Source organism: Pseudomonas tumuqii (assembly GCF_013184545.1).
Classification (GTDB): domain Bacteria; phylum Pseudomonadota; class Gammaproteobacteria; order Pseudomonadales; family Pseudomonadaceae; genus Aquipseudomonas; species Aquipseudomonas tumuqii.
In genome coordinates this window covers 117,490-143,064 of sequence record NZ_JAAOJA010000012.1, presented here as the reverse complement: position 1 = coordinate 143,064, position 25,575 = coordinate 117,490, and the positions used below count along the sequence as shown (strand labels likewise).

General features: G+C 63.9%; 25 protein-coding genes. 11 read left to right on the top strand and 14 right to left on the bottom strand.

Translation table 11 applies throughout. The features are described 5' to 3' along the window. Window positions 1–154: 154 nt before the first annotated feature. The 4 genes from G9C89_RS20200 to nahK all read left to right on the top strand — a co-directional run bounded on the left by G9C89_RS20200 (window position 155) and on the right by nahK (window position 5,921). A complete protein-coding gene (locus G9C89_RS20200; RefSeq protein WP_172151482.1) occupies window positions 155–1,333 on the top strand; it encodes a porin in 1,179 nt (392 codons plus the stop codon). A gap of 342 nt (window positions 1,334–1,675) precedes the next feature. Further along, on the top strand, window positions 1,676–2,071 hold the full coding sequence (locus G9C89_RS20195; RefSeq protein ID WP_172151480.1) for a hypothetical protein: 396 nt from the start codon (window positions 1,676–1,678) through the stop codon (window positions 2,069–2,071). Window positions 2,072–2,188: 117 nt separating this feature from the next. Further along, window positions 2,189–3,343 carry a nitric oxide-sensing protein NosP gene (nosP, locus tag G9C89_RS20190; RefSeq protein WP_172151478.1) on the top strand — a complete coding sequence of 385 codons (1,155 nt, stop codon included), beginning with the start codon at window positions 2,189–2,191 and terminating at the stop codon, window positions 3,341–3,343. Continuing rightward, a complete protein-coding gene (gene nahK / locus G9C89_RS20185) occupies window positions 3,282–5,921 on the top strand; it encodes a hybrid sensor histidine kinase/response regulator NahK/ErcS' (protein WP_172151476.1) in 2,640 nt (879 codons plus the stop codon). The genes nosP and nahK overlap by 62 nt, the downstream gene beginning before the upstream one ends. Before the next feature lie 183 nt (window positions 5,922–6,104). On the opposite strand, the gene G9C89_RS20180 is transcribed toward nahK, so the two are convergent. The 6 genes from G9C89_RS20180 to G9C89_RS20155 all read right to left on the bottom strand — a co-directional run bounded on the left by G9C89_RS20180 (window position 6,105) and on the right by G9C89_RS20155 (window position 11,494). After that, window positions 6,105–6,770: a response regulator transcription factor gene (locus G9C89_RS20180; protein WP_172151466.1), complete on the bottom strand. Its 666-nt coding sequence runs from the start codon at window positions 6,768–6,770 to the stop codon at window positions 6,105–6,107. Window positions 6,771–6,832: 62 nt separating this feature from the next. Beyond that, window positions 6,833–7,384, bottom strand: coding sequence for a PQQ-dependent catabolism-associated CXXCW motif protein (locus tag G9C89_RS20175; RefSeq protein ID WP_172151463.1), 552 nt, complete (start codon window positions 7,382–7,384; stop codon window positions 6,833–6,835). Between the two features lie 210 nt (window positions 7,385–7,594). Continuing rightward, entirely contained in the window at window positions 7,595–8,386 is a 792-nt protein-coding gene (locus G9C89_RS20170) for an ABC transporter permease (RefSeq protein WP_172151461.1), read from the bottom strand. Window positions 8,387–8,645: 259 nt separating this feature from the next. Continuing rightward, window positions 8,646–9,374, bottom strand: a complete 729-nt coding sequence (locus G9C89_RS20165; protein WP_172151459.1) for an ABC transporter ATP-binding protein — start codon at window positions 9,372–9,374, stop codon at window positions 8,646–8,648. Further along, window positions 9,371–10,336, bottom strand: coding sequence for a YVTN family beta-propeller repeat protein (locus G9C89_RS20160; RefSeq protein WP_172151457.1), 966 nt, complete (start codon window positions 10,334–10,336; stop codon window positions 9,371–9,373). The genes G9C89_RS20165 and G9C89_RS20160 overlap by 4 nt, the downstream gene beginning before the upstream one ends. A 27-nt stretch (window positions 10,337–10,363) precedes the next feature. Continuing rightward, window positions 10,364–11,494: an ABC transporter substrate-binding protein gene (locus G9C89_RS20155; RefSeq protein ID WP_256674340.1), complete on the bottom strand. Its 1,131-nt coding sequence runs from the start codon at window positions 11,492–11,494 to the stop codon at window positions 10,364–10,366. A 217-nt stretch (window positions 11,495–11,711) separates the two neighbouring features. Between G9C89_RS20155 and G9C89_RS20150 the strand changes: the two genes are divergently transcribed. From G9C89_RS20150 to G9C89_RS20125, 6 genes are all read left to right on the top strand, one after another. Beyond that, window positions 11,712–12,149 carry a copper-binding protein gene (locus G9C89_RS20150; RefSeq protein WP_172151453.1) on the top strand — a complete coding sequence of 146 codons (438 nt, stop codon included), beginning with the start codon at window positions 11,712–11,714 and terminating at the stop codon, window positions 12,147–12,149. 418 nt (window positions 12,150–12,567) lie between these two features. Continuing rightward, window positions 12,568–12,987 carry a cytochrome c-550 PedF gene (gene pedF / locus G9C89_RS20145; RefSeq protein ID WP_172151451.1) on the top strand — a complete coding sequence of 140 codons (420 nt, stop codon included), beginning with the start codon at window positions 12,568–12,570 and terminating at the stop codon, window positions 12,985–12,987. A 5-nt stretch (window positions 12,988–12,992) separates the two neighbouring features. After that, complete coding sequence (locus tag G9C89_RS20140) at window positions 12,993–13,895, top strand: substrate-binding periplasmic protein (RefSeq protein ID WP_172151449.1); 903 nt, start codon at window positions 12,993–12,995, stop codon at window positions 13,893–13,895. A 63-nt stretch (window positions 13,896–13,958) separates the two neighbouring features. After that, window positions 13,959–14,708 (top strand): quinoprotein dehydrogenase-associated SoxYZ-like carrier, encoded by a 750-nt coding sequence (locus tag G9C89_RS20135; protein WP_172151448.1) that lies wholly within the window; start codon window positions 13,959–13,961, stop codon window positions 14,706–14,708. Between the two features lie 60 nt (window positions 14,709–14,768). Then, window positions 14,769–15,086 carry an EthD family reductase gene (locus G9C89_RS20130; RefSeq protein WP_172151447.1) on the top strand — a complete coding sequence of 106 codons (318 nt, stop codon included), beginning with the start codon at window positions 14,769–14,771 and terminating at the stop codon, window positions 15,084–15,086. A 51-nt stretch (window positions 15,087–15,137) separates the two neighbouring features. Beyond that, window positions 15,138–16,067: a quinoprotein relay system zinc metallohydrolase 1 gene (locus G9C89_RS20125; protein WP_172151445.1), complete on the top strand. Its 930-nt coding sequence runs from the start codon at window positions 15,138–15,140 to the stop codon at window positions 16,065–16,067. An 87-nt stretch (window positions 16,068–16,154) separates the two neighbouring features. On the opposite strand, the gene G9C89_RS20120 is transcribed toward G9C89_RS20125, so the two are convergent. Continuing rightward, the gene (locus G9C89_RS20120; protein ID WP_172151443.1) at window positions 16,155–17,354 is read right to left on the bottom strand and encodes a GGDEF domain-containing protein; all 1,200 of its coding nucleotides are present in this window, start codon (window positions 17,352–17,354) and stop codon (window positions 16,155–16,157) included. Window positions 17,355–17,480: 126 nt separating this feature from the next. Further along, window positions 17,481–18,719 (bottom strand): ABC transporter substrate-binding protein, encoded by a 1,239-nt coding sequence (locus G9C89_RS20115; RefSeq protein ID WP_172151441.1) that lies wholly within the window; start codon window positions 18,717–18,719, stop codon window positions 17,481–17,483. 381 nt (window positions 18,720–19,100) lie between these two features. On the opposite strand from G9C89_RS20115, the gene G9C89_RS20110 reads away from it, so the two are divergent. Then, window positions 19,101–20,876, top strand: a complete 1,776-nt coding sequence (locus tag G9C89_RS20110; RefSeq protein WP_172151439.1) for a PQQ-dependent methanol/ethanol family dehydrogenase — start codon at window positions 19,101–19,103, stop codon at window positions 20,874–20,876. 170 nt (window positions 20,877–21,046) lie between these two features. Here the strand turns inward: G9C89_RS20110 and G9C89_RS20105 are convergent, their stop codons facing one another. From G9C89_RS20105 to pqqA, 6 genes are all read right to left on the bottom strand, one after another. Continuing rightward, window positions 21,047–21,901, bottom strand: coding sequence for a phosphoserine aminotransferase (locus G9C89_RS20105; RefSeq protein WP_256674334.1), 855 nt, complete (start codon window positions 21,899–21,901; stop codon window positions 21,047–21,049). Continuing rightward, the gene (gene serC, locus G9C89_RS20100) at window positions 21,894–23,015 is read right to left on the bottom strand and encodes a 3-phosphoserine/phosphohydroxythreonine transaminase (protein WP_172151437.1); all 1,122 of its coding nucleotides are present in this window, start codon (window positions 23,013–23,015) and stop codon (window positions 21,894–21,896) included. Before serC ends, G9C89_RS20105 begins: the two co-directional genes overlap by 8 nt. Then, a complete protein-coding gene (locus G9C89_RS20095; protein ID WP_172151435.1) occupies window positions 22,993–23,493 on the bottom strand; it encodes a urate hydroxylase PuuD in 501 nt (166 codons plus the stop codon). The genes serC and G9C89_RS20095 overlap by 23 nt, the downstream gene beginning before the upstream one ends. An 88-nt stretch (window positions 23,494–23,581) precedes the next feature. Next, window positions 23,582–24,757 carry a pyrroloquinoline quinone biosynthesis protein PqqE gene (gene pqqE, locus G9C89_RS20090; RefSeq protein WP_178115640.1) on the bottom strand — a complete coding sequence of 392 codons (1,176 nt, stop codon included), beginning with the start codon at window positions 24,755–24,757 and terminating at the stop codon, window positions 23,582–23,584. Further along, window positions 24,696–24,989: a pyrroloquinoline quinone biosynthesis peptide chaperone PqqD gene (gene pqqD / locus G9C89_RS20085; RefSeq protein WP_172151431.1), complete on the bottom strand. Its 294-nt coding sequence runs from the start codon at window positions 24,987–24,989 to the stop codon at window positions 24,696–24,698. Before pqqD ends, pqqE begins: the two co-directional genes overlap by 62 nt. A 60-nt stretch (window positions 24,990–25,049) precedes the next feature. Beyond that, window positions 25,050–25,124 carry a pyrroloquinoline quinone precursor peptide PqqA gene (gene pqqA, locus G9C89_RS25620; RefSeq protein ID WP_003282509.1) on the bottom strand — a complete coding sequence of 25 codons (75 nt, stop codon included), beginning with the start codon at window positions 25,122–25,124 and terminating at the stop codon, window positions 25,050–25,052. Window positions 25,125–25,575 lie beyond the last annotated feature (451 nt).

Sequence of the window (25,575 nt, the reverse complement as noted above, 5' to 3'; positions counted from 1 at the left end):
CTGGCCGGGTCTTACACCTTATTGTGTGCGCCGCTGCGCCCGGCCAAAGCAGCAGTCAACCAGCGCCATAGCAGCGTATGGCCGGGCGCCATGCTTTTCGATAATCGCCTCCGAACCGACTGACCGATGGTCGTCCCCTCAAGCGGAGAGCGTTATGAACAACAAGAAGATCGCCAACACCCGATTCCTGCCTCTGGCTCTGACTGCTGCCGTCGCGTTGGCAACAGCCCAGCAAGCGGCCGCGGAAATCGTCCTGTATGACAAGGACGACACCACGTTCTCCACCGACGGCTATATCAATGCCTTCTACGTGAACAGCGATGTGGATCGCGAGGGCGATCTGTTCGACCGCCGCCAGTCGCGGGTGAAGATGGGCTTCCTGCCGAACTGGATCGGTTTCAACTTCGGCAAGCAGATCGATGACCTGAAACTCGGCGCGCGTTCTTCGTTCTGGGTCACCATCAACGACAGCGAACAGAACGGCACCGACACCGCCATCGACGTGCGGCAGTTCTACGGCACTGTGGGTAGCGAGTGGGGCGAAGTGCTGGTGGGTAAGGATTTCGGCCTGTTCGCCCGTTCCAACATCTTCCTCGATGAGCTGCTGTCCGGTTATGGCCAGGTCAGCGATACGCTCGGCCTGGTCGACTTCGGCGGCGTGTCCTTCGGCAATATCGGCAGCGGTTACCCGTACCCGTTCCCCACCGCGCAGATCACCTACCGCAGTCCGAAAATGAGCGGTTTGCGGGTGGCCGCCGGGATCATGGACCCCTACGACTCCAACCAGGTCGACGGTGACGGCAAGGCCTACCAGGAGAGCCCGCGTTTCGAAACCGAGATCACCTATGAGTTCGAAGTGGCCGGCGCGAAGATCTACTCCTGGATCAACGGAGCCCATCAGACTTCGGACAACACCAATTCCGACGTCGACTCGGTTACCTCCCAGGGGGTTGGCTATGGCGTCCAGGCCAAGATGGGCGGTTTCTCGGTAACCGGTTCGGGTTTCCAGGCCGAGGGCATGAATCCGTTCTATACCAACAACGCCGGTGAGGCCACGCTGCGCGAAGTGGACAGCGACGGTTACCTGCTGCAGACCTCCTACACCTTCGGCAAGAACCGCGTGGCGTTGTCCTACGGCAAGACCGAGGACGACGGCAACGGCCTGGGTACCGCCGCCGACTACGAGACCCGTGGCGTCGCCTACTTCCGCACCATCAACGACAACCTCAAGCTGGTTGCCGAATACAACCAGTTCGAGATCGATGCCGCCACCGGCAGCGGTCTGAATGAAGACACCGACACCTTCGCCGTCGGTGCCGTACTGAACTGGTAAAGCGTGCCGTAAACAAACCGGACAGGGCAACCTGTCCGGTTTTGTCTGTAGGCGCCAGGGGGACGCCCAGTCCTTGCTGCTCCTACAAAAACGGCTAGTTGCGCCGCAGCCTTTTCATGGAGGTGCACATGCTGATCGATAGCCTGGATGTGCTGCTGATTCTGCTTCCGGTAACCGGCCTGTTCCTCGCCCTGCCGATTGTGCTGATGCGCTGCATCTGAGAGCTTGTGAACAATCTCTCGTCTACTGCGACCGCCTCCAAACGTTCGCAGCAAGGCGCTCGATATTTTCACACTCTCTGAGTGCCGCGTACTTACTGAGTGTTTATGAAAGGATGCAGCGATGCTGAGTATATGGAGTGATTCGGCGGCGGATTACCTGCTGGTCCTGACCGTCGTGACCACACTGGTCTTTGCTTTACCGATCTTTCTCGTTCCGCTGACCTGGGCTCGGCTGATGGGTTGGCAGATCCCCACGCAGACCGACCTGGCGGTGTACTTCGGTCGCTGCCTGGGTGCGTTCATCCTGATCCTCGAAGCCATGATGCTGCGCGCCGCCTTGACTGGCGAAGCCATTCACACGGTTTTTGAACTGCTCGCCGCCACGGCGCTGATGATGATCGTGGTGCACGTCTATGGCGCCTTGCGGCGTATCCAACCGCTCAGCGAGACGCTGGAGATCGGCTTCTACGCCGGGTTGTTGCTGCTGACCCTTATGTTCTGGCCGTTGTCCGCCTGATGCGGTCGTGTACTGCTACTTAGGGAGTAGGTCGACACGACTCAAGTTGCATGGGGCATAACCGGAGAGCTTCGTAGAATCATCCCATGACAGGTGGGTTTTTTATTGGGGCAAGCTATGCAGCAGGAACGGACTGAAGGCGTCGTCACCGCGACCTCGAGCGCCACGGATGTGGAGCTGGTGGCGCAGGAACTGGCGCGCCAGCTGATCCACCCGCACCTGGGCTTCGTGCTGTTCTTCTGTTCGGCGGAATACGACCTGGAAAGCCTCGGCGAGGCGCTGGATCAGTACTTCGGCGGCATCAACCTGATCGGCTGCACCAGCGCCGGTGAAATCACCCCGCATGGCTACGGCCGCAGCTGCGTCAGTGCGGTGGGTTTCGATCACCGCAGCTTCTCCATTTCCAGTGCACTGATCGACGAAATGGAGCGTTTCAGCCTGATCGACGCCCAGCAGTTGGTCGAACGGCTGGCCAAGGATTGCCGCAACAACGAGCTGGCTTCGATCAAGGGCCACAGCTTCGCCCTGACCCTGCTCGATGGCTTGTCCAGCCGCGAGGAGGTGGTGCTCGGCGCACTCAGCGCGGCGTTCGGCAGCATCCCGCATTTCGGCGGTTCGGCCGGCGACGACAACCACCTGACCCATACCCACGTCTACTATGGCGGCCAGTTCCACACCGGCGCGGCGGTGGTGGTGCTGTTCAACACCTGGCTGGATTTCGAGGTGTTCAGCACCCATCACATCGAACCCTGCGCCGAGAAGCTGGTGGTCACCCGGGCCGACAGCGCCAGCCGCCGGGTGTATGAGCTGAATGCGGCGCCGGCCGCGCAGGAATACGCCGAGCTGATCGGCGTAGCGCTGGAGGATCTGGATCATCGGGTGTTCGCCGCCAATCCCTTGGCCGTGCGCATCAGCGACCAGTACTACGTGCGTTCGATCCAGCGGGTCAACGAAGACCTCAGTTTGAGTTTCTATTGTGCGGTGGAGAACGGCATCGTCCTGACCGCCATGCGTCCCGGGCCACTATTGCCCAATCTGGAAAACCTGTTCGAGGGCCTGCGCGAGCGCCTCGGACCCTTGCTGCTGACTATCGGCTGCGATTGTTTTCTGCGCCGCCTGGAAATCGAGGACGACGGTGGCGTCGAGCCGGTCTCGGCCTTCCTGCGTAGCCAGCAAGTTATAGGTTTCAATACCTACGGGGAGCAGTTCAATGGCATGCACATCAACCAAACCTTCACCGGAGTCGCCATTGGCCGTCCCGGCCGCGGTTGATGTCGCCGAGCTGCAAGCCCGCTGTGCGGCGCTGGAAAAGGATAACCACAAGCTCAAACGCATCAATACCGCACTGATCGAGCGGGTCGAGTCGGTCCATTCGCGCGGCGACGATGCCTATGCGGCCTTTCAGCACTCGGTGGTGCTCGCCGAACAGGTGCGCGAACGCACCGATGCGCTGAATCAGGCGATGGCCGAGCTGAAATCCAGCAACCAATTGCTCAGCGATGCGCGTTTGCGCGCGGAAACCGCCCACCAGCATCTGATCGATGCCATCGAGAGCATCTCCGACGGCTTCGTGCTGTTCGACAGCGAACAGCGCATCGTCCTGTTCAACAGCCGTTTCAAGTCGTTCTGGGAGCACAGCCGCGCGCGCATCGGCGCCGGTACTCGGCTGTCGGAGATCAAGCGGCTGAGCAAGAGCACCGGCCTGGTGGTCGAGGAGCAGCGCGGCAACCGCGACGAGCACATGCTCTACCGCCTGCGCGACGGGCGCTGGGTGCAGGTCAGCGAACGGCCGACCCGCGAGGGCGGCCTGGTGATCCTCTACACCGACATCACCGAGGTCAAACAGAACGAAACCCTGCGCCGCGAGCAGGCCCTGGCGCAGAAGTCGCGCCTGCTCCAGCGCGCCGTGGACAACCTGTCGCAAGGCATGGCCATGGTCAATGCCGAGGGCCAGTTGGAGCTGTGGAACCACCGCTTTCTCGACCTCTGCGGCCTGGCACCGATCAACGCCCATCGACCCTTCGCCGAGGTGATGGCCGACAGCGAGTTGCAACTGCTGACCCCCGACAGCCACGATGCCAGCGGCAAGCCCATCGAGGAGCTGGAGCTGCGCCTGTTCGACGGCCGCATGCTCGAGGTGCGCACCCATCCACTGCCCACCGGCGGCTTCGTCAACACCTTTACCGACATCACCGAGCGCTACCGACATGCCGAAGCGCTCAGCGAAAGCGAGCGCTGGATCCGCCTGATCACCGACCACGTGCCGGCGCTGATCGCCTACCTGAATGCCGATCTGGTCTACGAGTTCACCAACAAGGTCTATGAGGAATGGTACTGCTGGCCGCGCGGCGCCATGCTCGGCCAGAGCCTGCGCGAGGTGCACAACGAAGAACATTGCCGACGCCTGGAGCCCTATATCGAGCGGGCCTTGTCCGGCGAAAGCGTGACCTTCGAGGTGGCGGAAACCAACCACAATGGCCAGGAGCGCTACATGCTGCGCTCCTATGTGCCCAATCGTCAGGCCAGCGGCGAGGTGGTCGGCATCTTCGTGCTGATCCGCGACATTACCGAGCGCCGGCGCACCGCCGAAGCATTGCATCAGGCCTATCAACACCTGGAGCAGCGGGTGCGCGAACGTACCGCCGAACTCACCGACCTCAATGCCCAGCTGCGCTGCGAAATCGACGAGCGCATGCAGATGGAAGCACGCCTGCGCGAAGCCAAGGGCGAGGCCGAACAGGCCAACCTGTCGAAAACCAAATTCCTCGCCGCAGTCAGCCATGATCTGTTGCAACCCTTGAACGCCGCCCGCTTGTTCACCAGCGCACTGCTGGAAAAACGCGAATTGGCCGAAAGCGCCGCGTTGGTACGCAACGTCAGCAACTCCCTGGAAGACGTGGAAAGCCTGCTCGGCACCCTGGTGGATATCTCCAAGCTGGATGCCGGGGTAATCAAGCCGGATATCGCCCCGTTCGCCGTCAGCGAACTGCTGGAAAACCTCGCCGCCGAGTACCACCAGATCGCCGGCAGCGAAGGCCTGCGTCTGGACTTTGTGGCCAGCTCGGCGCTGGTGCGCAGTGACATCCAGTTGCTCGCGCGGATTCTGCGCAACCTGCTCAGCAACGCCATCCGCTACACCACCAGCGGACGCATCCTGCTCGGCTGCCGCCGGCACCGGCAGAGCCTGTCGATCGAGGTGTGGGACACCGGTATCGGTATCGCCGAGGATAAACTCGGCGAGATCTTTCAGGAGTTCAAGCGCGGCGACGTCACCCACCGCAAGCAGGACCGCGGCCTCGGCCTGGGCCTGGCCATCGTCGACAAAATTGCGCGCATGCTCGGCCACCGTATCCGCGTGTCCTCGCGTTTGGGCAAGGGCTCGATGTTCGCCATCGAAGTCCCCCTGACCACCCGTGCGCCAAGGGCCCGGGTGGTGCATGAAGCGCCCGACCTGCTGCTCGAACGCCTCAGCGGTTCGCGCATCTGGGTGCTGGATAACGATGCGGCGATCTGCGCCGGCATGCGCACCCTGCTGGAAGCCTGGGGCTGCCAGGTGGTCACCGCGCTGTCGGAAGAAGACCTGGCGCGCCAGGTCGACAACTACCACGCCGACGCCGACCTGCTGATCGCCGACTACCACCTCGACGACGGCCACAACGGCGTCGACGCCGTGGCCCTGATCAACTCCAGGCGCAGCACGCCGCTGCCGGCGCTGATGATCACCGCCAACTACAGCAACGAACTCAAACAGCAGATGCGCGAACTCGGCCATACCCTGATGCACAAGCCGGTACGGCCGATGAAGCTGAAGACGGCGATGAGTCATTTGCTGGAGCAGGGGCGGGGTTAGCTCCGCGGCCAGTCGCGGTGCGCGTGGCGCGCCCGGCCCGGAGCGGCGCCACCGGCTTGATTTGTCACGGCCGGGTGCACCGGCCTGGCGTCGGAGCAGCGCAAGGCGGAACGGGTCATTCGACGGAAATCTGGGCCGCCGGCGGTGCGCGCGGCGCAGCCTACGAGGCGGCGGGGATGGGGCTCAGCGGCGCAAATAGGCGGCGAAGTCGATATCGCCGGCGGACAGGATTGCCTGCACCCGGTTGTGCACATTGAGTTTGCGCAGGATCGCCGAGACGTGGGCTTTGACCGTGGTTTCGGCGATGTCCAGGCTGTAGGCGATCTGTTTGTTCGACTCGCCCTTGGTCATCCGTTCCAGCACCAGCAGTTGCTTGCGGGTCAGGGCTTGCAGCAGTTCCTGAGGGAAGCTGTGGTGATCCGAGTGGCTGCGCTGGGAGGTGGTTTTTTGCGAGCGGATGATGTCCGGCGGCAGGTAGACATTGCCGTTGAGGATCTGCTGGATGGCATCGGTCATCTGCGCGCGCGGCGAAGACTTGGTGATGAACCCGACGGCACCATAGGTAATGGCCTGGAGGACGATCTGCTTGTCCTGCTCGGCGGAAACGATCACCACCGGGATGGTCGGTGCTTCGTTGCGCAGGTTGATCAAGCCGTTCAGCCCGTGCATGCCGGGCATGTTCAGGTCGAGCAGGATCAGGTCGAGGTCGTCGTTTTCCAGGGTCATGGCCAGGGCGCTGTCGAGGTCAGCGGTTTCCATGATTTCGCTGCCGGGGAAGCCGTCGCTGATGACGTTGTGGATGGCTTCGCGAAACAGCGGATGGTCGTCGGCAATCAGAATCTTGTACATGGCCTTTCACCTCATTGTTTTGATTATGGTGTGGCTATAGCCGTAGGGAAATGGTTACACGGTTATGGCAGGACGAGTGGTTGTGCGGTGACCAGGGGCAGGCCAGCCTGCTGCCAGCCGTCGATGCCGTCACGGTACCAGTAGAGATTGTGGTAACCCAGGGTGTGGGCGCGCTTGACCGCGTTCCAGCCCAGCCAGCAGTCGGAGCGGCAGTAGAACACCAGCGGCCAGCCTTTGTCGCCATGGCTGGCCTGTTGCAGGTGCTGGCTGAAGTAGTCTTGCCACTGGCTGCTCAGCTCGCCGTCGCCGGTATTGGCCAACCACAGGCTGCCGGGCAGGTTGGCGTGCACTTCATCCTCGATGAACCGGCCGTGCCGCCACGGGCGTCGGTATACGTCGATCAGTTGGGTCTGCGGTTGTTCGTTGAGGAGCAGTTGCACGGCCGGAGTGTCGAGGGTGCGGGCGTGCTCGGTGTGCACTGGCGTGGGGCTGCGGTAATGGCTGAGGCGATAGCCATCCACGGAAAACAGCGCAGTCTCCGCCTGGGCCGGGGCGGCCAGCAGCAGGCATGCGATCAGTGAAAGACCCGTTGATAGGGCTAGGCAGTGCTTCATCGCCTTAAGTCTCGGTTCTTTTTGTGTGCGTATTACAGGGCAATACCCCTGCTTTGGAAATTCTACATTGGAGAGGAAAAGCAGTACCAAAGTAGTAGAAGGATGATAGCAAGTGGCTGTTTTATCGAGGCGCAGGTGGTTGCGGGCGGTATTCGCCCGGGTTGCTTGAGTAGGGGGTGGCCGGGAGCTGCGCTTCAGCCGCGAATGGGCTTAGTTGGTCCGGCGCAGGGCGGCGTGTTGCGGGTTGAAGGTGACTACGGCGAGCACGGCGAACAGCACGGTCAGGCCCAGGCAGATCAGCAGGGCGCTGAGGCTCAGGCGCTGGTAGAGGGCGAAGCGCACCAGCTCGACGGCGTGGGTGAAGGGGTTGAGCGCGCACAGCCAGTACAGCCATTCGCTGGCCTCGCGCATCTTCCACAGCGGGTAGAGCGCCGAGGACAGGAAGAACAGCGGGAAGATCACGAAATTCATCACCCCGGCGAAGTTCTCCAGCTGGCGGATGCCGTTGGACAGCAGCAGGCCCAGGGCGCTGAGCAGCAGGGCCACCAGCAGCAGCGCGGGCAGGGCGCTGAGCAGGCCCCAGAGCGGTGGTTGCACGCCGTACAGCCAGGCGATGGCGAGGAAGGCATAGACCTGCAGCAGCGAGATCAGGGCGATCGCCAGCAGCTTGCTGGCGAGCAGGAAGGCGCGCGGCAGCGGGCTGGTCAGCAGCACGCGCATGCTGCCCATCTCGCGGTCGTAGACCATCGACAGCGAGCCCTGCATGCCGTTGAACAGCAGGATCATGCACGCCAGCCCCGGGACTATGTAGGTCTCGTAGGTGATGTAGGTGTCGTAGGGCGCGATGATGGCGATGCCCAGGGCCGCGCGAAAACCGGCGGCGAACACCAGCAGCCACAGCAGCGGGCGCACCAGGGCGCTGAAGAAGCGCGAGCGCTGCAGCACGAAGCGCAGCCATTCGCGTTGCACGATGCCTTGCAGGCAATACCAGTAGGCATTCATGGCTGTGGCTCCGTGATGTGACGCGTGCGGCCAGGGCGCGCCGTGCGCACCAGGATTGCAGATACCGGCCGGGGCTCTTGGAATGGGAAACGGAAGCGCGCCGCGGTCGAGACCGCTGCCGCGTTGCGAGGTGTCTGTAGGCGCGGGCCATGGCCGCGAATGGGCGTCGAATGGTCGAGCGGATCGCGGCCATGGGCCGCTCCTACGCGATTGCGCCATACCCGTGGGAGCGCGGCGCTGCGCATTGGCGGCGAGGCGTTCATGCGCGTGCCTCATCAGCGGTCAGGCGTTCGAAGGTGGCGGCCAGGCTGGCGTCGTCGGCACCTATCTGGCTGGCCAGGCCCTGGGCGACCAGACGACCGCGGTTGAGGATCAGCAGCTCGTCGCTGGCCTGCACTTCGTCGAGCAGGTGGGTGGTCCAGAGCACCGCCAGGCCATCATCGCGACAGAGCTGGCGCACATGCCGGTTGAGCGCCAGGCGGCTGGCCGGGTCGAGGCCGGCGCTGGCCTCGTCGAGCAGCAGCAGGCGCGGCTGGTGCAGCAGGGCGCGGGCGATTTCCACGCGGCGGCGGTGGCCGCCGTTGAGGTCGCGAACCTTGTCGTGACGGCGTTCACCCAGCTGCTGGCGCGTTAGTTCCTCGTCGATCCGGGCACAGGCCAATGGCTTGGCCATGCCGTGCAGGGCGGCGTGGTAGCGCAGGTTCTGCTCGACGCTCAGATCCAGGTCCAGGGTGCTCTGCTGGAACACCACGCCGAGCTGGCGCAGCGCCTGGCGTGGCTGCTGGCGCAGGCTGCAGCCCATCACCTGGATATCGCCCTGCTGCAGGTCGTAGAGGCGGGTGAGCAGGGCGATCAGGGTCGACTTGCCGGCGCCGTTCGGCCCCAGCAGCGCGGCGAAGCTGCCGGGCGCGACGCTGAAGTCGACACCTTGCAAGGCCTGGCGCGCGCCGTAGGCAAAGCCGACGGCACTGACCTCGAGGGCGTTCATGGGGTGACCACCACGCCCCAGGGATAGCGGCCGACCTTGATCGACTTGGTCACCTTGAGTGACTGCATGTCGATCACCGAGACGTCGCCGCTGACCCCGTTGGTGGTCAGCAGCAGGCTCTGGTCCGGGGTGAAGGCCATATGCCAGACTCGCCTGCCGACCAGCAGGTAGTCGAGTACCTCGTAGGTATTGGCGTCGACCACCGCCACATGGTTGGCCGGGCCGAGGGCGACGAAGGCATATTTGCCGTCGGCGCTGAGCTTGACCCCGACCGGTTGCACCTTGTCCGGGTGCACGCCCTTGATCTGGAAGGTCAGCACCTTCTCGATCTGCCGGCTGGCGACGTCGATCACGCTGACCGTGCCGCCGATCTCGGCCGAGGCCCACAGGCGCTTGCCGTCGCCGTCGAACTCGACATGCCGCGGGCGCTGGTCGACCAGGGTGTTATCGACCAGGGTGTGGGTGCTGGTGTCGATCCAGTGCAGCATGTTGGTGGTTTCGCTGGTGTTGACCGCCCACTTGCCGTCCGGGCTGACCGCCATGCCTTCGGGTTCGACGCCGACATCGATCTGCGCCAGCACTTCATCGCTCTGGCTGTCGACCACGGTGACCAGCGCATCGTCTTCGTTGGAGATATACAGCCAGCGGTCGTTGCGGTGCAGGGCGAACTGCTCGGGGTCGGCGCCGGAGGGCAGTTCCTTGATGATCTTGCGCGTCGCCAGATCCATCACCTGGACCCGGTCCGAGTCGCTGGCGCAGATGTACAGCAGCTTGTTGTCGCTGGACAGCAGCAGGCCGCGCGGGCGCATGCCGACTTCCAGGGTGGCGCTGACCTCCATGGTGGCGAGGTCGATCACGCTGATGCTGTCGTCTTTCTCGTTGGACACATAGGCAGTGGCGGCGAGGCTCGAAGTGCTGGCCAGGGCCAGGCTGATGCTCGCGGCGAGCAAGGCGATACGCATGGGATTATTCCTCTTGTTGTTCAGAATTCACGATGAAGCGGCCAGCGTGCAGCTGACTTCCGGGGCGTCGTAGCCAAGGCTGTCCAGCTCGCTGCTGGGATGGAGAAAGCCTTCCTGCGGCGAGTTGCTGACCAGGGCGCGGGGATGCACCAGGGGAATCGGTTGGCGCAGTTGGCCGTTCCAGCTGCGGAAACTCAGCTTGCGGCCCTTGAAACCGTCCAGCGGCAGCTGGTCGCTGAGGGCCAGCGTGCGGATCGCTGCGGCGTCGCTCTGGCGCAATTTGCTCACCGCGCTGGCGATGCTGCGCACGGCGATCCAGGCGGCGTAGTCGCGGTCGTTCATCCAGCGCTTGGCATGGGCCTCGAAACGCTTCTGCAACTGCGCGGCACCGTAGGTTTCCACGGTCTTGTGCCAGCCGGTCGGGGTCAGGCCCTGGGTGCCGGCCACCGGGCGCGGGTACCAGGTCTGGTAGGGCAGGTATTCGCCGAAGTCGCCGCGCTCGTCGGCCACCAGCACCACGTCGTATTCCTTGGTCTGGGTGAACAGCGGCATCTCGGCCTGGGCGCTGCGGCGCTGGTCGTTGTCGAAGCTCCAGGCCTTCTCCGCGACTATCTGGTGGCCGAAGCGCTTGGCCGCCCGGCGCAAGGCCGCGGCATAGGCCTGATCGTCCTCGGTGGGGCCGCTGATCAGCAGCCAGCGCGACCATTTGCGCACGGCGAGGAACTGCGCCAGGGCATCGGCAAGCATCGCCCGGCTCGGCAGGGTGTGCAGCACGTTGGCCAGGCATTCGCTCTGGCGCAGGCTGTCGTCGCTGCTGCCGGCGTTGATCAGCAGGCTGTCGTCGAGTGTCTGGCTGAGCTTACGCAGGGTCGCCGCGGGGGCGTTGACCACGAACAGGCGCACCCCCTGGCCATGCAGCGCGGTGGCGGCGGCGAGCAGGCTTTCGCTGTCGTCATGCTCGACGACGTCGAGGCTGTAGGCGTGCTTGAGAAAGCGCCCGGTGCTGTTGCTGTCGGCAATCGCCAGTTCGGCGCCGCGCAGGCCGGCATCCTCGGGTTCGCCAATCACATTGGACAGCAGCGGCCCGGTTGCCGGGGTATAGCCCAGATAAGCGATGCGCACCTGCAGCTCGGCCGTCGGGCTGTTGGCCTGGCCCATGGCCGCATAACCGAGAGTGACGGCGACACAGAGCAAGAGAAGACGACTGGTCTGGCGCATGGACAACTCCTGTGTAGGTGCTGTCAGCATAGGAACAGTGAGCGGGCGGGGGAATATGTACAAAGTACCAGGCGGGCGGTACCAAGGTAGTAAACCGGCGCAGGGCAAGGGGTTCTAGCATGGCTGCATCGACCCATAACAATAATAGGTGACCTCCATGCGTACTCTCAAAGCGCTGTTTCTCCCCCTGTTGCTGATTGGCAGTCTGATCGGCTTCGACAATCTGCATGCCGCCGGCGACCTGACCCGCCGTGGCACCGCACTGCCGGACCTGGTGCTGGGCGGCGAAGCCAGCGACTACAGCATGTCGCAGATGGAATACCAGCTGGAAACCGGCAAGGCCTACCAGTTGAAGATCATCGCCAGCGGGCAGAAGGAGTACGCCTTCCAGGCGCCGGAATTCGCCACCTCGATCTTCCTGCGCAAGGTCGAAGCCGGTGGCGTGGAGATCAAGGCGATCACCCTCACCGAACTCGAGTTCGAGGATGCCGGCGAGGCGGAAATCTTCTTCGTGCCGATCAAACCCGGCAAGTACCGCTTTTACGCCAAGGGCCTGGAAGGCAAGGGCATGCTCGGCTACTTCGTGGTCAAGTAAGCCAACGCTCAAATATTCTGCTTCGCTGTTCAGGTTCGCCGCTCCCAGGTGTTGGCGCTTTACCGGCTGACCGCGGGTTCAGCCGGAGGTGTTCTCGCACCGTTCTTTGCCTGGCAGATACGCCAAGCAACTGGTCGGTACCTGCACTCGGTGACCGGCTCCTGCAAACAGCCATGGCCATGTCTCGGTTACGTGTGGCAAGACGCAGCGGTGCAGTCCGGCTGTTGCCGCCAGATTAGCCGTCGACACCAGCAGCCTTGCTGCGAAAGCCCAGCCGCTCGGCCGCCACAAGCTCTACTACCAAGGGACTAGGCGCGAGCCACCAAAGCAGCATTCGATGCGCGCCCGGGTGTTTCTAAGATGGCTACAAGCAAACTCCATAAAGTCTGTCCTGCGTGTTTTCGAAGAGGTCTGGATCATGAAAATCAAACAAAAAACCGCTGCCGCCCTGCTGCTATTGGCTTTCTCGGCCAATCTCTGGGCGCATGGCGATGTGGTGCCGCAAGATGTCAAGACCGAAGGACTGGAACCGCTGGGTGAAGAGTGGCTGGAAGAAAACCCCTACCGCGACAACCCCAAGGCGATCGAAATCGGCTCCTCGGCGTACAACCAGAACTGCGCGGCCTGCCACGGCCTGGAAGCCAAGTCCGGCGGCATCGCCCCGGATCTGCGCCTGCTCGAAGTCGGCGCCCTGGGTGATGAGTGGTACAAGGAACGGGTGATCAACGGTGCGGTGCGTGACGGCCGGGTGTATATGCCGAAGATGGCCGATTACCTCAGCCAGGAAGCGCTGTGGGCCATACGCAGCTACCTGGAGAGCGTGGCGATCGAGGAGTGACGGCCATGCGCCTGAGTGTCCTGCTGCTGAGTGCGTTGCTGAGTACCTTGGTTCCGCTGGCTGCACCGGCCCAGGCCCAGGCGCCGGTGCGCAGCTACGACTCGATCATCGAGTCGGGGGTGCTCAAGGTCGCCCTCTATGAGGATTTCCCGCCTTACAGCTTCCAGCAGGATGGTCAGCCACGCGGGGTCGACTACGAGGTGGCCCAGGCCCTGGCCAGTGGTCTGGGCCTCAAGCTGGAACTGATCTGGGCGCCGGCCGGGGAGAAGCTCGACGACGATCTGCGCGATTACATCTGGCGTGGCCATTACCTGCGCCCGCAGGTGCTGGCCGACGTGATGCTGCGCGTGCCCTACGATCGCGAGTTTTCCCACATGAGCAACGAGTTCGGCGAACTGGTCAACGAGCTGGTGGTGATGTTCGGCCCCTACCAGCGCGAGCGTTGGCAGGTCGCCTATGATCGGCGCCGGCTCGAGGCCGTGCCCAGTGTGGCGGTATTCCAGCAGCACCCGATTGGCGTCGAGGTCGACAGCGTGCCGTCCTTTTACCTGTCCTCGGTGTTCGACGGCATGCTCAGCGGCAAGACCCACCACTTCACCAATCCCCAGGCTGCCTTTGCCGGGATGAAGAAGGGCGAAGTCGATGCGGTGATGGCCATGCGCGGTGAGATCGACTGGCAGGTGAAACAGGCCGCAGACAGCAACCTGGCCTTGGCCGAGAACGCCTATCCAAACATGGGCAGGCAGGTCTGGGACATTGGCATGGCGGTGCACGAAAGCAACCGGCAGCTGGCCTACGCCCTGGAGGAAAAGCTCGAAGAGCTGATTCTCGCCGGTGATATCAAGCAACTCTATGGCCGCTATGGCCTGCGTTACGAACTGCCGGGGTTGTATCAGGAGGTCGAGTAGCGACTTAGCGCGCGCCAGCCTGGAGCTGGTGTTGCAGCGGGTTCGCCAGGCAGGAGATGTGTGATGGATGGCAGGTCTTTGCTGCTGTTGGCGTTGCTCGCCTGGCCCTGCACGGGCTGGAGCGTCGAGGGCGATCCAGTCACTTCGGTGATGTGGAACTACCATCACGCGCGCCTGCTCGATGGCGCGCCTTTCGTCTTCGATGAGCAGGTTCGGGTCCTGCTGCCACCCTTCGCCGAAGATGCCCGCCAGGTGCCGATCCTGGTCGATGCCAGTGCCTATCGGGGCCAGGTGGTACGGATCCTGGCCTGGGCCGAACTCAACCCCATCGCGCAGATTTTCGATTTCGCACCGGGTGCCGAGGTGCTGCCGCGCCTGGCAATTCGCATCCGCATCGAGCAGGCCACGCCGATCCGCGCGGCGGTATTGACCCGTGACGGCATCTGGCATGTAGGCTCCAGCTATATCGACGCTGCCGGCGGTGGCTGTACCGCACCGAGTGTGGTGCGCGCCGAAGCCGGCTGGGAAGAACGTCTCGGCCAGGTGCTGGGTAAGCGCTTCGCCCTGGCAGATTCCAGTCGTCTGCGTGTGCAGATCGCCCACCCGATGGACAATGGTCTGGTCGGCGGCATTCCCGAGTTCTACCTCAATCAGGCCGAGTTGCGTGACGGCAATGGCAAGGTCCTGGCCACGCTCGAGCTGTTCCCCTCGGTCAGCGAGAACCCGACCCTCAGCCTGGAGGTGCAGGGCGAGGGTGAAACCGAGCTGTGGCTGCGCGATAACAATGGCAATGAGTTCAAGGCGGCGTTGTAAGCTCTTGAGTGCCCAGCCGCGAACAAGAACCGGCAAACCCTAACCAGTGAGAGAAGCCCAATGATCAAAGTCAGCGTGCTCTACCCGAACAATCCCGGCGTGCGTTTCGACCTCCACTACTACTGCAACCAGCACATGGACATCGTGCGCAAGTGCCTGGGCGATGCCCTCAAGGCCATCGCCGTGGACCAGGGGCTGGCCAGCGCCGACCCGGGCAGCCAGGCGCCCTTCGTCGCCATGGGTCACCTGTATTTCGACAGCGTCGAGAGTTTCCAGAAAAGCTTTGCCCCGCACGCCGAGCGGATCATGGGCGATCTGTCCAACTTCACCGACAGCCAGCCTCTGATCCAGATCAGCGAGGTCAAGCTCGCGCCCTGACGCCTGATGCGCCGTAGCCGCGGCGCCGCCTGAACTGCGCAAGAGGTGCTTATGCGCTGGATCCTTGTACTGGCCCTGCTGGGCTGCGCCCTGGTGGCGCGGGCCGACTTCGACTACGGCCTGCAGCCTAGGCAGATTGCCGATGGCGTCTGGTTGCTGGAAGGCAGCACCGACAATTTTGCCCAGAACAATGGCGGCAATATCGTCAACAGCGGCTTCATCGTCACCGCTCAGGGCGTGCTGGTGATCGACAGCGGGCCGTCGAAACGCTATGGCGAAGCGCTGCGCCGGGCGATTGCCACGGTCACCGACAAGCCGGTGCTCACCCTGTGGCTGACCCACCATCACCCCGATCACGTATTGGGTAACCAGGCCTTCGCCGATGTGCCGATTGCCGCCCTGGCCGCCACCACGGCGTTGTTGGCCGAACAGGGCGAGGCCATGGCGGAGAACATGTATCGCCTGGTCGGCGACTGGATGCGCGGCACCGAAGTCGTACTGCCGACGCAAACCCTCAGCCCCGGGCTCCTCGATGTCGCTGGCCGACGTCTGCGTCTGTTGGGGTTGCGCGGCCATACCGGCGCCGACCTGGCGATTCTCGACGAAACCAGCGGCGTGCTGTTCGCCGGCGACCTGCTGTTCTATCAGCGCGCGCTGACCACTCCGGGTACACCGGGGCTGGATGTCTGGTTGCGCGACCTCGAGCAACTGCAGGCGTTGCCCTGGAAGCAGATCGTCCCCGGCCATGGCCCGGTTGCCAGCAGTGCTGCGCCATTCACCCAGATGCGTGACTACCTTGGCTGGCTCGATAGCGTGATGCGCGAGGGTGCCGCCCAGGGGGCGGAGATGAGCGAATTGATTGGCGTCGCCATCCCGCCACGTTTTGCCGCTGTCAGCCTGAGCCGCTACGAGCTGATTCGCAGCGTCAGCCACCTCTATCCGCGTTACGAGCAGGCCCAGATGGAGCGTGTGGACAGGTAGGGCTCGGTCGGCGGCGAGACTGCGCAGCGTTAACCCGCGCGCGGGCGTTCTGCAACGATCCCGGCTAGCAGTCATCCCGCGCCGGGTTCAACCAAGGGTGCCCAGTTCGCCGTGCGGCACCACTCCCGGGGTTTTTTGCGCCGTTTGTGCAAGGCGCAGGGTATTGCGTCCGCCGGCCTTGGCCGCATACAGCGCGGCGTCCGCCTGGGCGATCAGGCTGGCGATGCTGTCCTCGGGGCCGGGCACGCCGCACCAGATCCCGGCGCTGAAGCTGAGTCCGATACTGAGGTCGCCGAATTGGGCGGGGCTCTCGGTCAACGACTGGCGCAAGTCATCGAGAGCGGTCATGGCCCCGGTCGTGCCGGTGTCGGGCAGCAGCAGAAAAAACTCCTCGCCCCCATAGCGGCCGATGGTGTCGGATTCGCGCAGGCGCTGCTGCAGGTGAGAGACGCAATGACAGAGCACCTCATCGCCTGCCAGGTGGCCGTAGAGGTCATTGATCTGCTTGAAATGATCGATATCGATCATGGCGATCGCCAGGGTCGCGTGGGCGCGGCGGGCGCGCTCCAGTTCGCCGGAGAACTGCTCGAGGATGGCCCGGCGATTGAGAATGCCGGTCAGCGCATCGCGCAGGGCCATGCGCTGCAGTGTCGATTCGCTACGCTCCTTGGAGAGCAATACCAGGCCGAGGGACAGCATCATCACCGTGACCGTGCCAAGGCTGACGGAGATGGTCTGCTTCAGGTTGCTGACGTCGTACTGCATCTCGCTGGCCGTGCCGCTGAGGATCGCGGCCACGCGCACCAGCAGGCCCAGCAGGCTGATGCTGGCGCCGATGATCAGCAGCAGGTGCGCCCGGCCGCCCGGCAGGGCATGTTGCCGGGCCCAGTGAATGATCAGCAGGCATTGCATGACCAGCACGGCAGAAGCGGCGAGCATGCGCGGTTCGCGGGTGTCGATCAGCAGGGCCATCGACAGCAGCATCAGGGCCGGCAGGCTGAGGATGTGCAGCCAGGGCACCGGCAGCACCCGGATGCGGAAAATACCGATGCTGTAGAACGCCAGCGCTACAGCCAGCAGCGTATTGGCGACGCCGTAGGTGAGCCACAGCGGCGCCTGTCCATAGAGGGTGTAACAGACATAGGCCAGGGCATGCGCGAGCAAGCCGCAGCCACTGGTAAGCAGGCCGTCGCGCAGGTTGAACTGGCCAACGAGAATCAGGCAGAAGGCCATGATCGTCGCCACGAGAGCAACCGAGGCAAAGATGGTCGGGGTATGCGCGATCATAGCGTCTCAGCAGGTCAGCAGTCATGGCCAATGGCTATAGTGTAGTCGCCAGGTATCGCGCAAGCTCGGGACTTGCTGCCCAGTCTAGTGGCCTGGGTGACCGGTTCAATCAGACCAAAGCTGGGGCTACTGCAATACCAGGTCTTCCCCGCGCTCCTGCTGCCAGTCGTCGTGGCTCGGGGCGGCGACCGCGCCGGACATCTGGTGGATGATCTCGAAGTAATCCTGTTTGAGCGGATCCTGCATGATCTGGCGGCGGCTCCTGACCCTGACCGCGTAGATGCTCTGCACATTCTGGTGATCGAAGGCGCGCCATTGCTGGGGACCTTTGAGCAGGCTGTAGCGGTGGTCCTCGAGGGCGCCGATCAGCTTCTCGCTATCCAGGCTGGCGCTGCGGCGCACGGCATCGGCCCATTGCTGGACGATGGCGTAGGCCGAGGCGGCGGCGCTGTCGGGGTATTCCTGGTGCTGGCGAATGTAGTCGTCGACGAAGGCTTGCCCGGCCGGGCTGTTTTCCCGGGTGGGTACTTGCCAGGTCCAGGACTCGGTGCCGATCACGCCTTGCATGACCTTGGGCCCGGCCTGCTGCACGATGCTCTTGCTCAGGTGCGGCACGATGATCTGCATGCGCGTGTGCAACCCCAGGTTGTGCGCCAGGCGCATGCTGCGCAGCAGGTCTTCGCCGAGCAGCGCCAGCACCAGGATATCGGCATCGCTGGCGGCGGCCTTGTTCAAGGCGTCCAGGTAATGCTGGCGCACCGCGGCAGACGAGGGCAGGGCGCTACGGCCGTGGCGGGCGCGATCCTGGCTGCCGGTGCTGGCGCGCAGCTCGCTTTCGATGCTGCGGCCCCAGGTGTCGTCGACGATGATGTAGTGGTAGCGCTGGCGCGGCATGTGCCAGCCGAGGTATTCGCCGAGTACGCGGGCGCTCATCAAGGCGCTGCTGGACTCGCGGAACAGGTAGCGATGGCCTTCGCGGCCGGTCACCTCGTTGGCATAGCTGAGCGTGGCGAAGTACAGCAGGCCGAGTTGCCGGGCGCGCTGGCCGGCGGCGATCGCCTCTTCGCTGGTGGCGCCGCCGAAGACCATCTGCGCGCCCTGGCGGGCGAAGCGCTCGACGTTGGTCTGGGCGTTCTGCGCGCGCGAGGCACTGTTGCGGGTCAGGAGCTGCACGGGGCGCCCGAGCAGGCCGCCACTGCCGTTGATGGCCGCGACTGCCATCAAGGCGCCGCGATGCAGTTCCAGGCCTTCGGCCTTGTAATTGCCGGTGCGTGGGTAGCTGAGGCCGATCTTGATCGGTTCGGCCAGCAGGCTGTTGCCCAGGCAGTTGAGCAGCAGGCAACAGAATACGATGACACGGCCCATGGGGCTTTCTCCTTGGCGCGGGGTGTCACTTTCTAAACCTTGCGCGGTGTGCTGGGTATGCTCTTTTCAGGTGGCCGGGGTGACACTTAAGTCGGGGTGGCGGGCGTTCGCGGCTGTTGCAGGGGCGGCTCCAGTGGCGAACGCTACGGCTCAGGCAGCAAGCGCTGCGCGGCTGCAACGGATCGCCAGCCGCTCGCGCTCACGGCAATAGCGGGCTGGCTGATGTGGCAGGCACTGTTGGTCGGTGGGCAGGTATTGCTACCAAGGGAGTAGTTAAATCGGCACTGCGATCAATTGTTGCTTGAGCCCCTGCAGCCAAGAATTAGCGGCAGACCGGGAAAATTTCCCGGGGATAACAATTAACCCGCAGAGGTAACCGCAATGAAACACTCCGGTCTACGCAAGCCCTTGGTGCTGAGTGCACTGTGCGCCGCCATGTTCTTCCCCGCCCTGTCGGCGTGGGCTGTCACCGACCAGGAAATCCTGGACGATGTGAACTCCACCAACCAGATCGTGACCAACGGCATGGGCCTGCAAGGTCAGCGCTACAGCACGCTGGATATCCTCAATACCGACAACATCAAGGATCTGCGCCCGGTCTGGGCGATGTCCTTCGGCGGTGAAAAGCAGCGCGGCCAGCAAGCCCAGCCGCTGATCAAGGACGGCGTGATGTACGTCACTGCCTCCTACTCGCGGGTTTTCGCTGTGGATGCGCGCACCGGCAAGGAACTCTGGCAATACGATGCGCGCCTGCCGGATGACATCCGTCCGTGCTGCGACGTGATCAACCGTGGTGTGGCGTTGTACGGCGACCTGGTGATCTTCGGCACCCTGGACGCCAAACTGGTGGCCTTGAACAAGGACACCGGCAAAGTGGTGTGGCGCAAGAGCGTCGCCGACCACAAGGCCGGTTACTCGATCACCGCGGCGCCGCTGGTGGTTAACGGCAAGCTGATCACCGGGGTCTCCGGTGGTGAATTCGGCGTGGTCGGCAAGATCGAGGCCTATGACCCGAAAAATGGCGAACTGCTGTGGACCCGGCCGACCGTGGAAGGCCACATGGGCTACGTCTACAAGGACGGCAAGGCGGTCGAGAGCGGCATCTCCGGCGGCGAAGCCGGCAAGACCTGGCCGGGCGACCTGTGGAAGACCGGCGGTGCGGCGCCTTGGCTGGGCGGCCTGTACGACCCGGAAACCAACCTGCTGCTGTTCGGTACCGGTAACCCGGCACCGTGGAACTCGCACCTGCGCCCTGGCGACAACCTCTATTCGTCCTCGCGTCTGGCCCTGAACCCGGACGACGGCACCATCAAGTGGCACTTCCAGACCACCCCGCACGACGGCTGGGACTTCGACGGCGTCAACGAGCTGGTCTCCTTCAACTACCAGGAAGGTGGTAAGACCATCAAGGCCGCGGCTACCGCCGACCGTAACGGCTTCTTCTACGTGCTGGATCGCACCAACGGCAAGTTCATCCGCGGCTTCCCGTTCGTCGACAAGATCACCTGGGCCAAGGGCCTGGACAAGAATGGTCGGCCGATCTACGACGAGACCAACCGTCCGGGTTCGCCGGGTAGCGAGACCAAGGGCAGTTCGGTGTTCGCCGCACCAGCCTTCCTCGGCGCGAAGAACTGGATGCCGATGGCCTACAGCCAGGACACCGGCCTGTTCTATGTGCCGTCCAACGAATGGGGCATGGACATCTGGAACGAGGAGATCGCCTACAAGAAGGGCGCCGCCTACCTCGGTGCCGGCTTCACCATCCGTCCGCTGAACGAGGACTACATCGGCGTGCTGCGCGCCATCGACCCGAAGACCGGCAAGGAAGTCTGGCGGCAGAAGAACTTCGCGCCACTGTGGGGCGGGGTGATGACCACCAAGGGCAACCTGGTGTTCACCGGCACACCTGAGGGCTTCCTCAAGGCCTTCAACGCCAAGACCGGCGAGCAGGTCTGGGAATTCCAGACCGGTTCCGGCGTACTCGGCTCCCCGGTTACCTGGGAAATGGACGGCGAGCAGTATGTCTCCGTACTCTCCGGCTGGGGCGGCGCGGTGCCGCTGTGGGGCGGCGAAGTGGCCAAACGGGTGAAGGACTTCAACCAGGGCGGCATGCTCTGGACCTTCAAGTTGCCGAAGGACCTGGTCGCCAAGCGCTGATCGGTTACTCCTGAAACACCAATGATGCACAAGGCCGGCTCTTTAGCCGGCCTTGTGCTTTCTGGCACCTGGCGGATTCGAAGGGTGCGCGCACCGGCAGCCCGTCACCGATGGTGCGCAGGGCGCTGCGCCACGGGTAGGGTGCGCCGTGCGCACCAGGAATTCGACGGTTATGCAGGCCTGCCGCCGGCGAGCAGGCGCTGCACATTCCAGGGCCAGCCATGCAGCAGGATGCTGTGCACCTGCACCAGTTCGGCGCCGGCGGCGAGCCGGGCCTGGAGGTGTTCGGCGGTCTGGATGCCGCCGACCGACATCAGGGCGATCCGTTTGCCGCACAAGCGTCGCAGCTGCTCGATCTGCGCGCAGGCCTGGGCCTGCTGTGCGGCATCCTGCCAGGTGTGATAACGCTGGCGGGTCGCCGGTGGGCCGGGATCGTGGGCGGCGAGCAGGCCGTCGTAACCCAATTCCAGCAGCAGTTCGGCCAACTCCAGCGGCACCTGGCCGGGCAGGCAGCGCAGTTTGACTGCCAGCGGCACGCGACGCTGGGGCCGGTCCAGGCGCTGCTGCTCGGTGCGCGCCGCGGCCAACAGCTGGCGCAGCCGTGGCCGTTGTTCGGCGCCGAGCAGTGCAGCACTGCTCGGCCCGATCAGGTTCAGGGTCAGGTAGTCGGCCAGCGGCCAGGCGCGGGCCAGGCCGGCGCGCAGCGCCGCGAGGCTAATGTCCGGGGCCAGGCTGAGGTTGATGCCCAGGCGCGCCGCCCCGGGCGAGAGCGCCTGCGCCGACAGTTGGGTTATCGCGCCAAGATCGATGCTGCCGATTTCGTTGAAACCCAAGCCCAGTGCGCCGGCACGTCGGCCGAGTCGGCCCAACCGGTCGAAGCCGGCGGCGATCCCCAGCGGTGCCGCGAAGTGCAGGCCCATCACCTCGACGGGGCACGCGCAGGCGGGCGCCGTCAGGCAGCGGGCGCTGATGCAGGCCAGTTGCAGCGCCAATTTATGACCGAAGCTGCCCATGGCATCAGCCATGCTGGCGTTCGAAGTCGCGCATGAATGCCAGCAGGCGCTCGACCCCGGCCAGCGGCATGGCGTTATACAGGCTGACGCGCACGCCACCGATGGCGGCATGGCCCTGCAGATTGAGCAGGCCTGCCGCTGCGGCCTCCCTGAGAAACTCCGGCAGCAGGCGTGGGTCGCGCAGGTGGAAGCAGACATTGATGGCGGAGCGATCCGCCGGCCGCTGGCGGCAGTGGTAAAGGTCGCTGGCATCGATGTGCTGGTAGAGCAATTGGCTCTTGTGCCGGTTGGCGTCGGCCACGACCGCGAGCCCGCCCTGCTGGTCGATCCAGCAAAGCATCAAGGCGGCGCAATAGAGGGCGAAGGTCGGCGGGGTGCACAGGCGACTCTGCTGCTCGGCCTGCAGGGCGTAGCTGAACGGCGAAGGCAGCCCAGGGCGCGGCGCCTCGAGCAGGTCGTCGTGGACGATCAGCAGGCACAGGCCGGCGATGCCGAGGTTCTTCTGCGCGCTGGCGTAGATCAGGCCGAAGCGTTCGACCGGCAGCGGGCGGGTGAGGAAGTCCGAGCTCATGTCCGCCACCAGCGGCACCGACAATTCGGGGAAGTGCTGCAGCTGCAGGCCGTTGGCGGTCTCGTTGCTGGTGATGTGGCAGTAGCCGGCCCGCGGGTCGAGTCGCCATTGCTCGAGTGGCGCAATGGAGCGGAAGTCGTCGCCGGCGCCGCTGGCAATGATGTTCAGCGGCGCATGGCGGCGGGCCTCGGCAATCGCCTTGGCCGCCCAGTAGCCGCTGTCCAGGTAATCGGCCGACTGGCCGGGCGCGAGCAGGTTCAGCGGCAGCAGGCCGAACTGGCAGGTGGCGCCGCCATGCATGAACAGCACGCGGTAGTTCGGCGGGATTGTCAGCAGTTCGCGCAGATCCTGTTCGGCCTCGTGCATCAGGCCTTTGAACGGCGCGCCGGTGAACGGCTGCTCCAGCAACGACAGGCCGCTACCTTGCCAGTCCGGCAGCTCGTCCTGGATCTGCGCGAGCACCGTCGGCGGCAGCATCGCCGGCCCGGCGGCGAAGTTGTAGCGCTCGCCGTTGCGGGGCGCCGGCGCGTCTTCAGGAAAACAGATGCAGGCCATGACCACCAGCCGCCATCAGAAACAGCAAGGGCATCGACAGGATGGTGTTGCTGCGCGAGGAGAGGAAGGTGATCCGCGAGCAGCGCACTCGTTCCTCCAGGCTGGCCGGGATGAAACCCAGCAGCTTCTTCTGGTGCGGCCAGAGCACCAGCCACAGATTGAGCAGCATCAGGGTGCCGATCCAGGCGCCGAGGCCGATCACCGCCAGCGGACCCTGCAGCAGCAGGGCGTCTTCCAGCCAGCCGCGCTGCCAGAGCATCAGCAGCCCGGAGGCCCAGACCACCAGCGAGGCGTAGCGGAAGATGCCGTGTTCGCGCTTCATCCGCTGTTCCAGGTCGCGGTTCAGGGTCGCGGTGTCGATGCCGTTCTGCAGCGGCACGAACCTGGGGTTCTGGATGAAGTTGGCGTAGTTGTGACCGACCCAGACCAGGGCGAACAGCAGATGGGCGTAGCGAGCCAGTAGATCGATGACGGTCATGGCCCGCTCCTATATCAGCCAGAATTGGAGCAACAGGTAGCAGCCCAGGGTCAGCACGAGGCCGGCGCCGACGGTGCCGGCGAAGGAGTCATGGGGTAGTTGCAATGTTCACCCCCTGGCTGGCGTGGCGCGCAATCAGCTTGCCCGGTGGGTGCGGCGCCTGCTGCGCCAGTGCCACCGCCTGCTTGATCAGGTGATGATGTGGCGACTTGCTGCAGGCCGGATCGGTGTTGTCGCCGGAACCGGTGAGCAGCAGCGCCTGGCAGCGGCAGCCGCCGAAGTCCTTTTCCTTCTCGTCGCAGCTGCGGCACGGCTGCGGCATCCAGGCATCGCCGCGGTACAGATTGAAGATCGGCGAGTCGTGCCAGATTTCGCCCAGGCGCTGCTGGCGCACGTTGGGAAAGTCCAGGTGCTCGAAGCTGCTGGCCTGGGAGCAGGGCAGCACGTTGCCGTTGGGCGCAATGGTCAGGTGGATGGCGCCCCAACCGTTCATGCAGGCCTTGGGCCGGCCCTCGTAGTAGTCGGGGATGACGAAGAAGATGGTCAGGCGATCGCCCAGGCGCTCGCGGGCCTCTTGCACCTGGGCTTCGGCACGCAGCAGTTCCTCGCGGGTCGGCATCAGCTGCTCGCGGTTGAGCAGCGCCCAGTTGTAGTACTGCACGTTGGCCAGCTCGATGTAGTCCACCCCGAGCTCGGCGGCGAATTCGATGATCTGCGGGATCTGGCCGATGTTCTGCCGGGTGATGGGTACGTTGAGCACCATCGGGAAACCCTGGGCCTTGATCGCGCGGGCCATGCCGAGCTTGCGCTCCAGGCAATCGACGCCGGCCAGCTGTTGCGCCGTGGCCCGGTCGGTGGACTGGAAGCCGAGCTGGATATGCCGCAGGCCGGCGTCCTTGAGTGCGCGCAGGCGGGCCTCGGTGAGGCCGATGCCGGAGGTGATCAGGTTGGTGTAGTAGCCCAAGCGATCGGCCTCGGCCACCAGAATTTCCAGATCCTTGCGCAACGTCGGCTCGCCACCGGAAAAACCGATCTGCATGGCGCCGAGCTCGCGGGCCTGGCGCATCACGTCGATCCACTCGGCCGTGCTCAACTCATTGCGACGGTAATCGGCAAAGTTGCGCGGGTTGCTGCAGAACACGCATTGCAACGGGCACTGGTAGGTTAATTCCAGCAACAACCAGACCGGGTTGCCATTGCCATCAAGTCTTAATTCGGATCCAGCCTTTGCCACGGGACACCTCCAGGAAACGCAGGACGCCATTGCTGATTACATTCGCGTCGGCTACTTCATACAGTGCGCCAAGTTTCTCGATCAATTCGGCTACGTCAGTCTGGCCATCGCAGCAGTTGAGAATATCGCCGCCGGTTTTATTAAGTTTGACGATGCCTTCCGGATAAAGAAGAACATGGGCTTGCTGCGACTGTTCCCAGCGGAACATGAAGGGCGGGCGGATTTCGAAACGATCTGCCAGGTCTATCGGAACAGTTGTCATGGCCTGCCTCGCGGCTGCGGCGGCGGGGCGCCCTCTCAGGCGCTCCGCCGGGTTAACGGCTTAGCGCACGTAAACGTACGCGGTGACTTCGAAGCCCAGACGCAGGTCGCAAAAGTCCGGATCTATCCACTGCATGGCCTATCTCCTGTTATTAGGTAAGTTCAATGTTTTGCGGTGTTGCAACTTGAGGCTACAGGCAAGCGCCGGCGAAGATTAATAAGACTTTGGAGTGAGCTATCCGGGTAGTTGGTAGTAGATTTGCTGCATGATTTAAATAGTTGAAGTAGGCTGCCCGGTTGTTGATTTTAATCAAGGGTGAATACGCAGTTGGCCAGTAAGGTAAGTGCCTTTTGCCGCGCGGGTGTTGTGTCTGGATTGCCCGCTTTAATGAAGGGTGAAACTTGCTTGGCGAGTTATCTGCTGCTGTGAAACCCTGGCCCGAACACGAGCTGTCTGTTGGCGACCCGGGCGGCGCTCCGTTCGCAGCGCAGCGACAGCCCGCCAGCTTTGTGCAGCGCCGATGCAGCAATGGTGCACTGCCGGAGTCCATATACAGCCTACTGTCTGTTTACCAGGATGGTCGACG

Excerpts from the sequence above, each read along its gene's own strand:
- serC (WP_172151437.1), bottom strand. The coding sequence starts at position 23,015 with ATGGCCTGCATCTGTTTTCCTGAAGACGCGCCGGCGCCCCGCAACGGC.
- G9C89_RS20175 (WP_172151463.1), bottom strand. The coding sequence starts at position 7,384 with ATGAAGCACTGCCTAGCCCTATCAACGGGTCTTTCACTGATCGCATGC.
- G9C89_RS20125 (WP_172151445.1), top strand. The coding sequence starts at position 15,138 with ATGCGCTGGATCCTTGTACTGGCCCTGCTGGGCTGCGCCCTGGTGGCG.
- G9C89_RS20140 (WP_172151449.1), top strand. The coding sequence starts at position 12,993 with ATGCGCCTGAGTGTCCTGCTGCTGAGTGCGTTGCTGAGTACCTTGGTT.
- G9C89_RS20200 (WP_172151482.1), top strand. The coding sequence starts at position 155 with ATGAACAACAAGAAGATCGCCAACACCCGATTCCTGCCTCTGGCTCTG.
- G9C89_RS20135 (WP_172151448.1), top strand. The coding sequence starts at position 13,959 with ATGGATGGCAGGTCTTTGCTGCTGTTGGCGTTGCTCGCCTGGCCCTGC.
- pedF (WP_172151451.1), top strand. The coding sequence starts at position 12,568 with ATGAAAATCAAACAAAAAACCGCTGCCGCCCTGCTGCTATTGGCTTTC.
- G9C89_RS20095 (WP_172151435.1), bottom strand. The coding sequence starts at position 23,493 with ATGACCGTCATCGATCTACTGGCTCGCTACGCCCATCTGCTGTTCGCC.
- G9C89_RS20165 (WP_172151459.1), bottom strand. The coding sequence starts at position 9,374 with ATGAACGCCCTCGAGGTCAGTGCCGTCGGCTTTGCCTACGGCGCGCGC.
- G9C89_RS20160 (WP_172151457.1), bottom strand. The coding sequence starts at position 10,336 with ATGCGTATCGCCTTGCTCGCCGCGAGCATCAGCCTGGCCCTGGCCAGC.
- G9C89_RS20195 (WP_172151480.1), top strand. The coding sequence starts at position 1,676 with ATGCTGAGTATATGGAGTGATTCGGCGGCGGATTACCTGCTGGTCCTG.
- G9C89_RS20110 (WP_172151439.1), top strand. The coding sequence starts at position 19,101 with ATGAAACACTCCGGTCTACGCAAGCCCTTGGTGCTGAGTGCACTGTGC.
- pqqD (WP_172151431.1), bottom strand. The coding sequence starts at position 24,989 with ATGACAACTGTTCCGATAGACCTGGCAGATCGTTTCGAAATCCGCCCG.
- pqqE (WP_178115640.1), bottom strand. The coding sequence starts at position 24,757 with ATGGCGTCCTGCGTTTCCTGGAGGTGTCCCGTGGCAAAGGCTGGATCC.
- G9C89_RS20120 (WP_172151443.1), bottom strand. The coding sequence starts at position 17,354 with ATGATCGCGCATACCCCGACCATCTTTGCCTCGGTTGCTCTCGTGGCG.
- G9C89_RS20115 (WP_172151441.1), bottom strand. The coding sequence starts at position 18,719 with ATGGGCCGTGTCATCGTATTCTGTTGCCTGCTGCTCAACTGCCTGGGC.
- nosP (WP_172151478.1), top strand. The coding sequence starts at position 2,189 with ATGCAGCAGGAACGGACTGAAGGCGTCGTCACCGCGACCTCGAGCGCC.
- G9C89_RS20180 (WP_172151466.1), bottom strand. The coding sequence starts at position 6,770 with ATGTACAAGATTCTGATTGCCGACGACCATCCGCTGTTTCGCGAAGCC.
- G9C89_RS20155 (WP_256674340.1), bottom strand. The coding sequence starts at position 11,494 with ATGGGCCAGGCCAACAGCCCGACGGCCGAGCTGCAGGTGCGCATCGCT.
- G9C89_RS20170 (WP_172151461.1), bottom strand. The coding sequence starts at position 8,386 with ATGAATGCCTACTGGTATTGCCTGCAAGGCATCGTGCAACGCGAATGG.
- G9C89_RS20130 (WP_172151447.1), top strand. The coding sequence starts at position 14,769 with ATGATCAAAGTCAGCGTGCTCTACCCGAACAATCCCGGCGTGCGTTTC.
- G9C89_RS20105 (WP_256674334.1), bottom strand. The coding sequence starts at position 21,901 with ATGGCTGATGCCATGGGCAGCTTCGGTCATAAATTGGCGCTGCAACTG.
- G9C89_RS20150 (WP_172151453.1), top strand. The coding sequence starts at position 11,712 with ATGCGTACTCTCAAAGCGCTGTTTCTCCCCCTGTTGCTGATTGGCAGT.
- nahK (WP_172151476.1), top strand. The coding sequence starts at position 3,282 with ATGGCATGCACATCAACCAAACCTTCACCGGAGTCGCCATTGGCCGTC.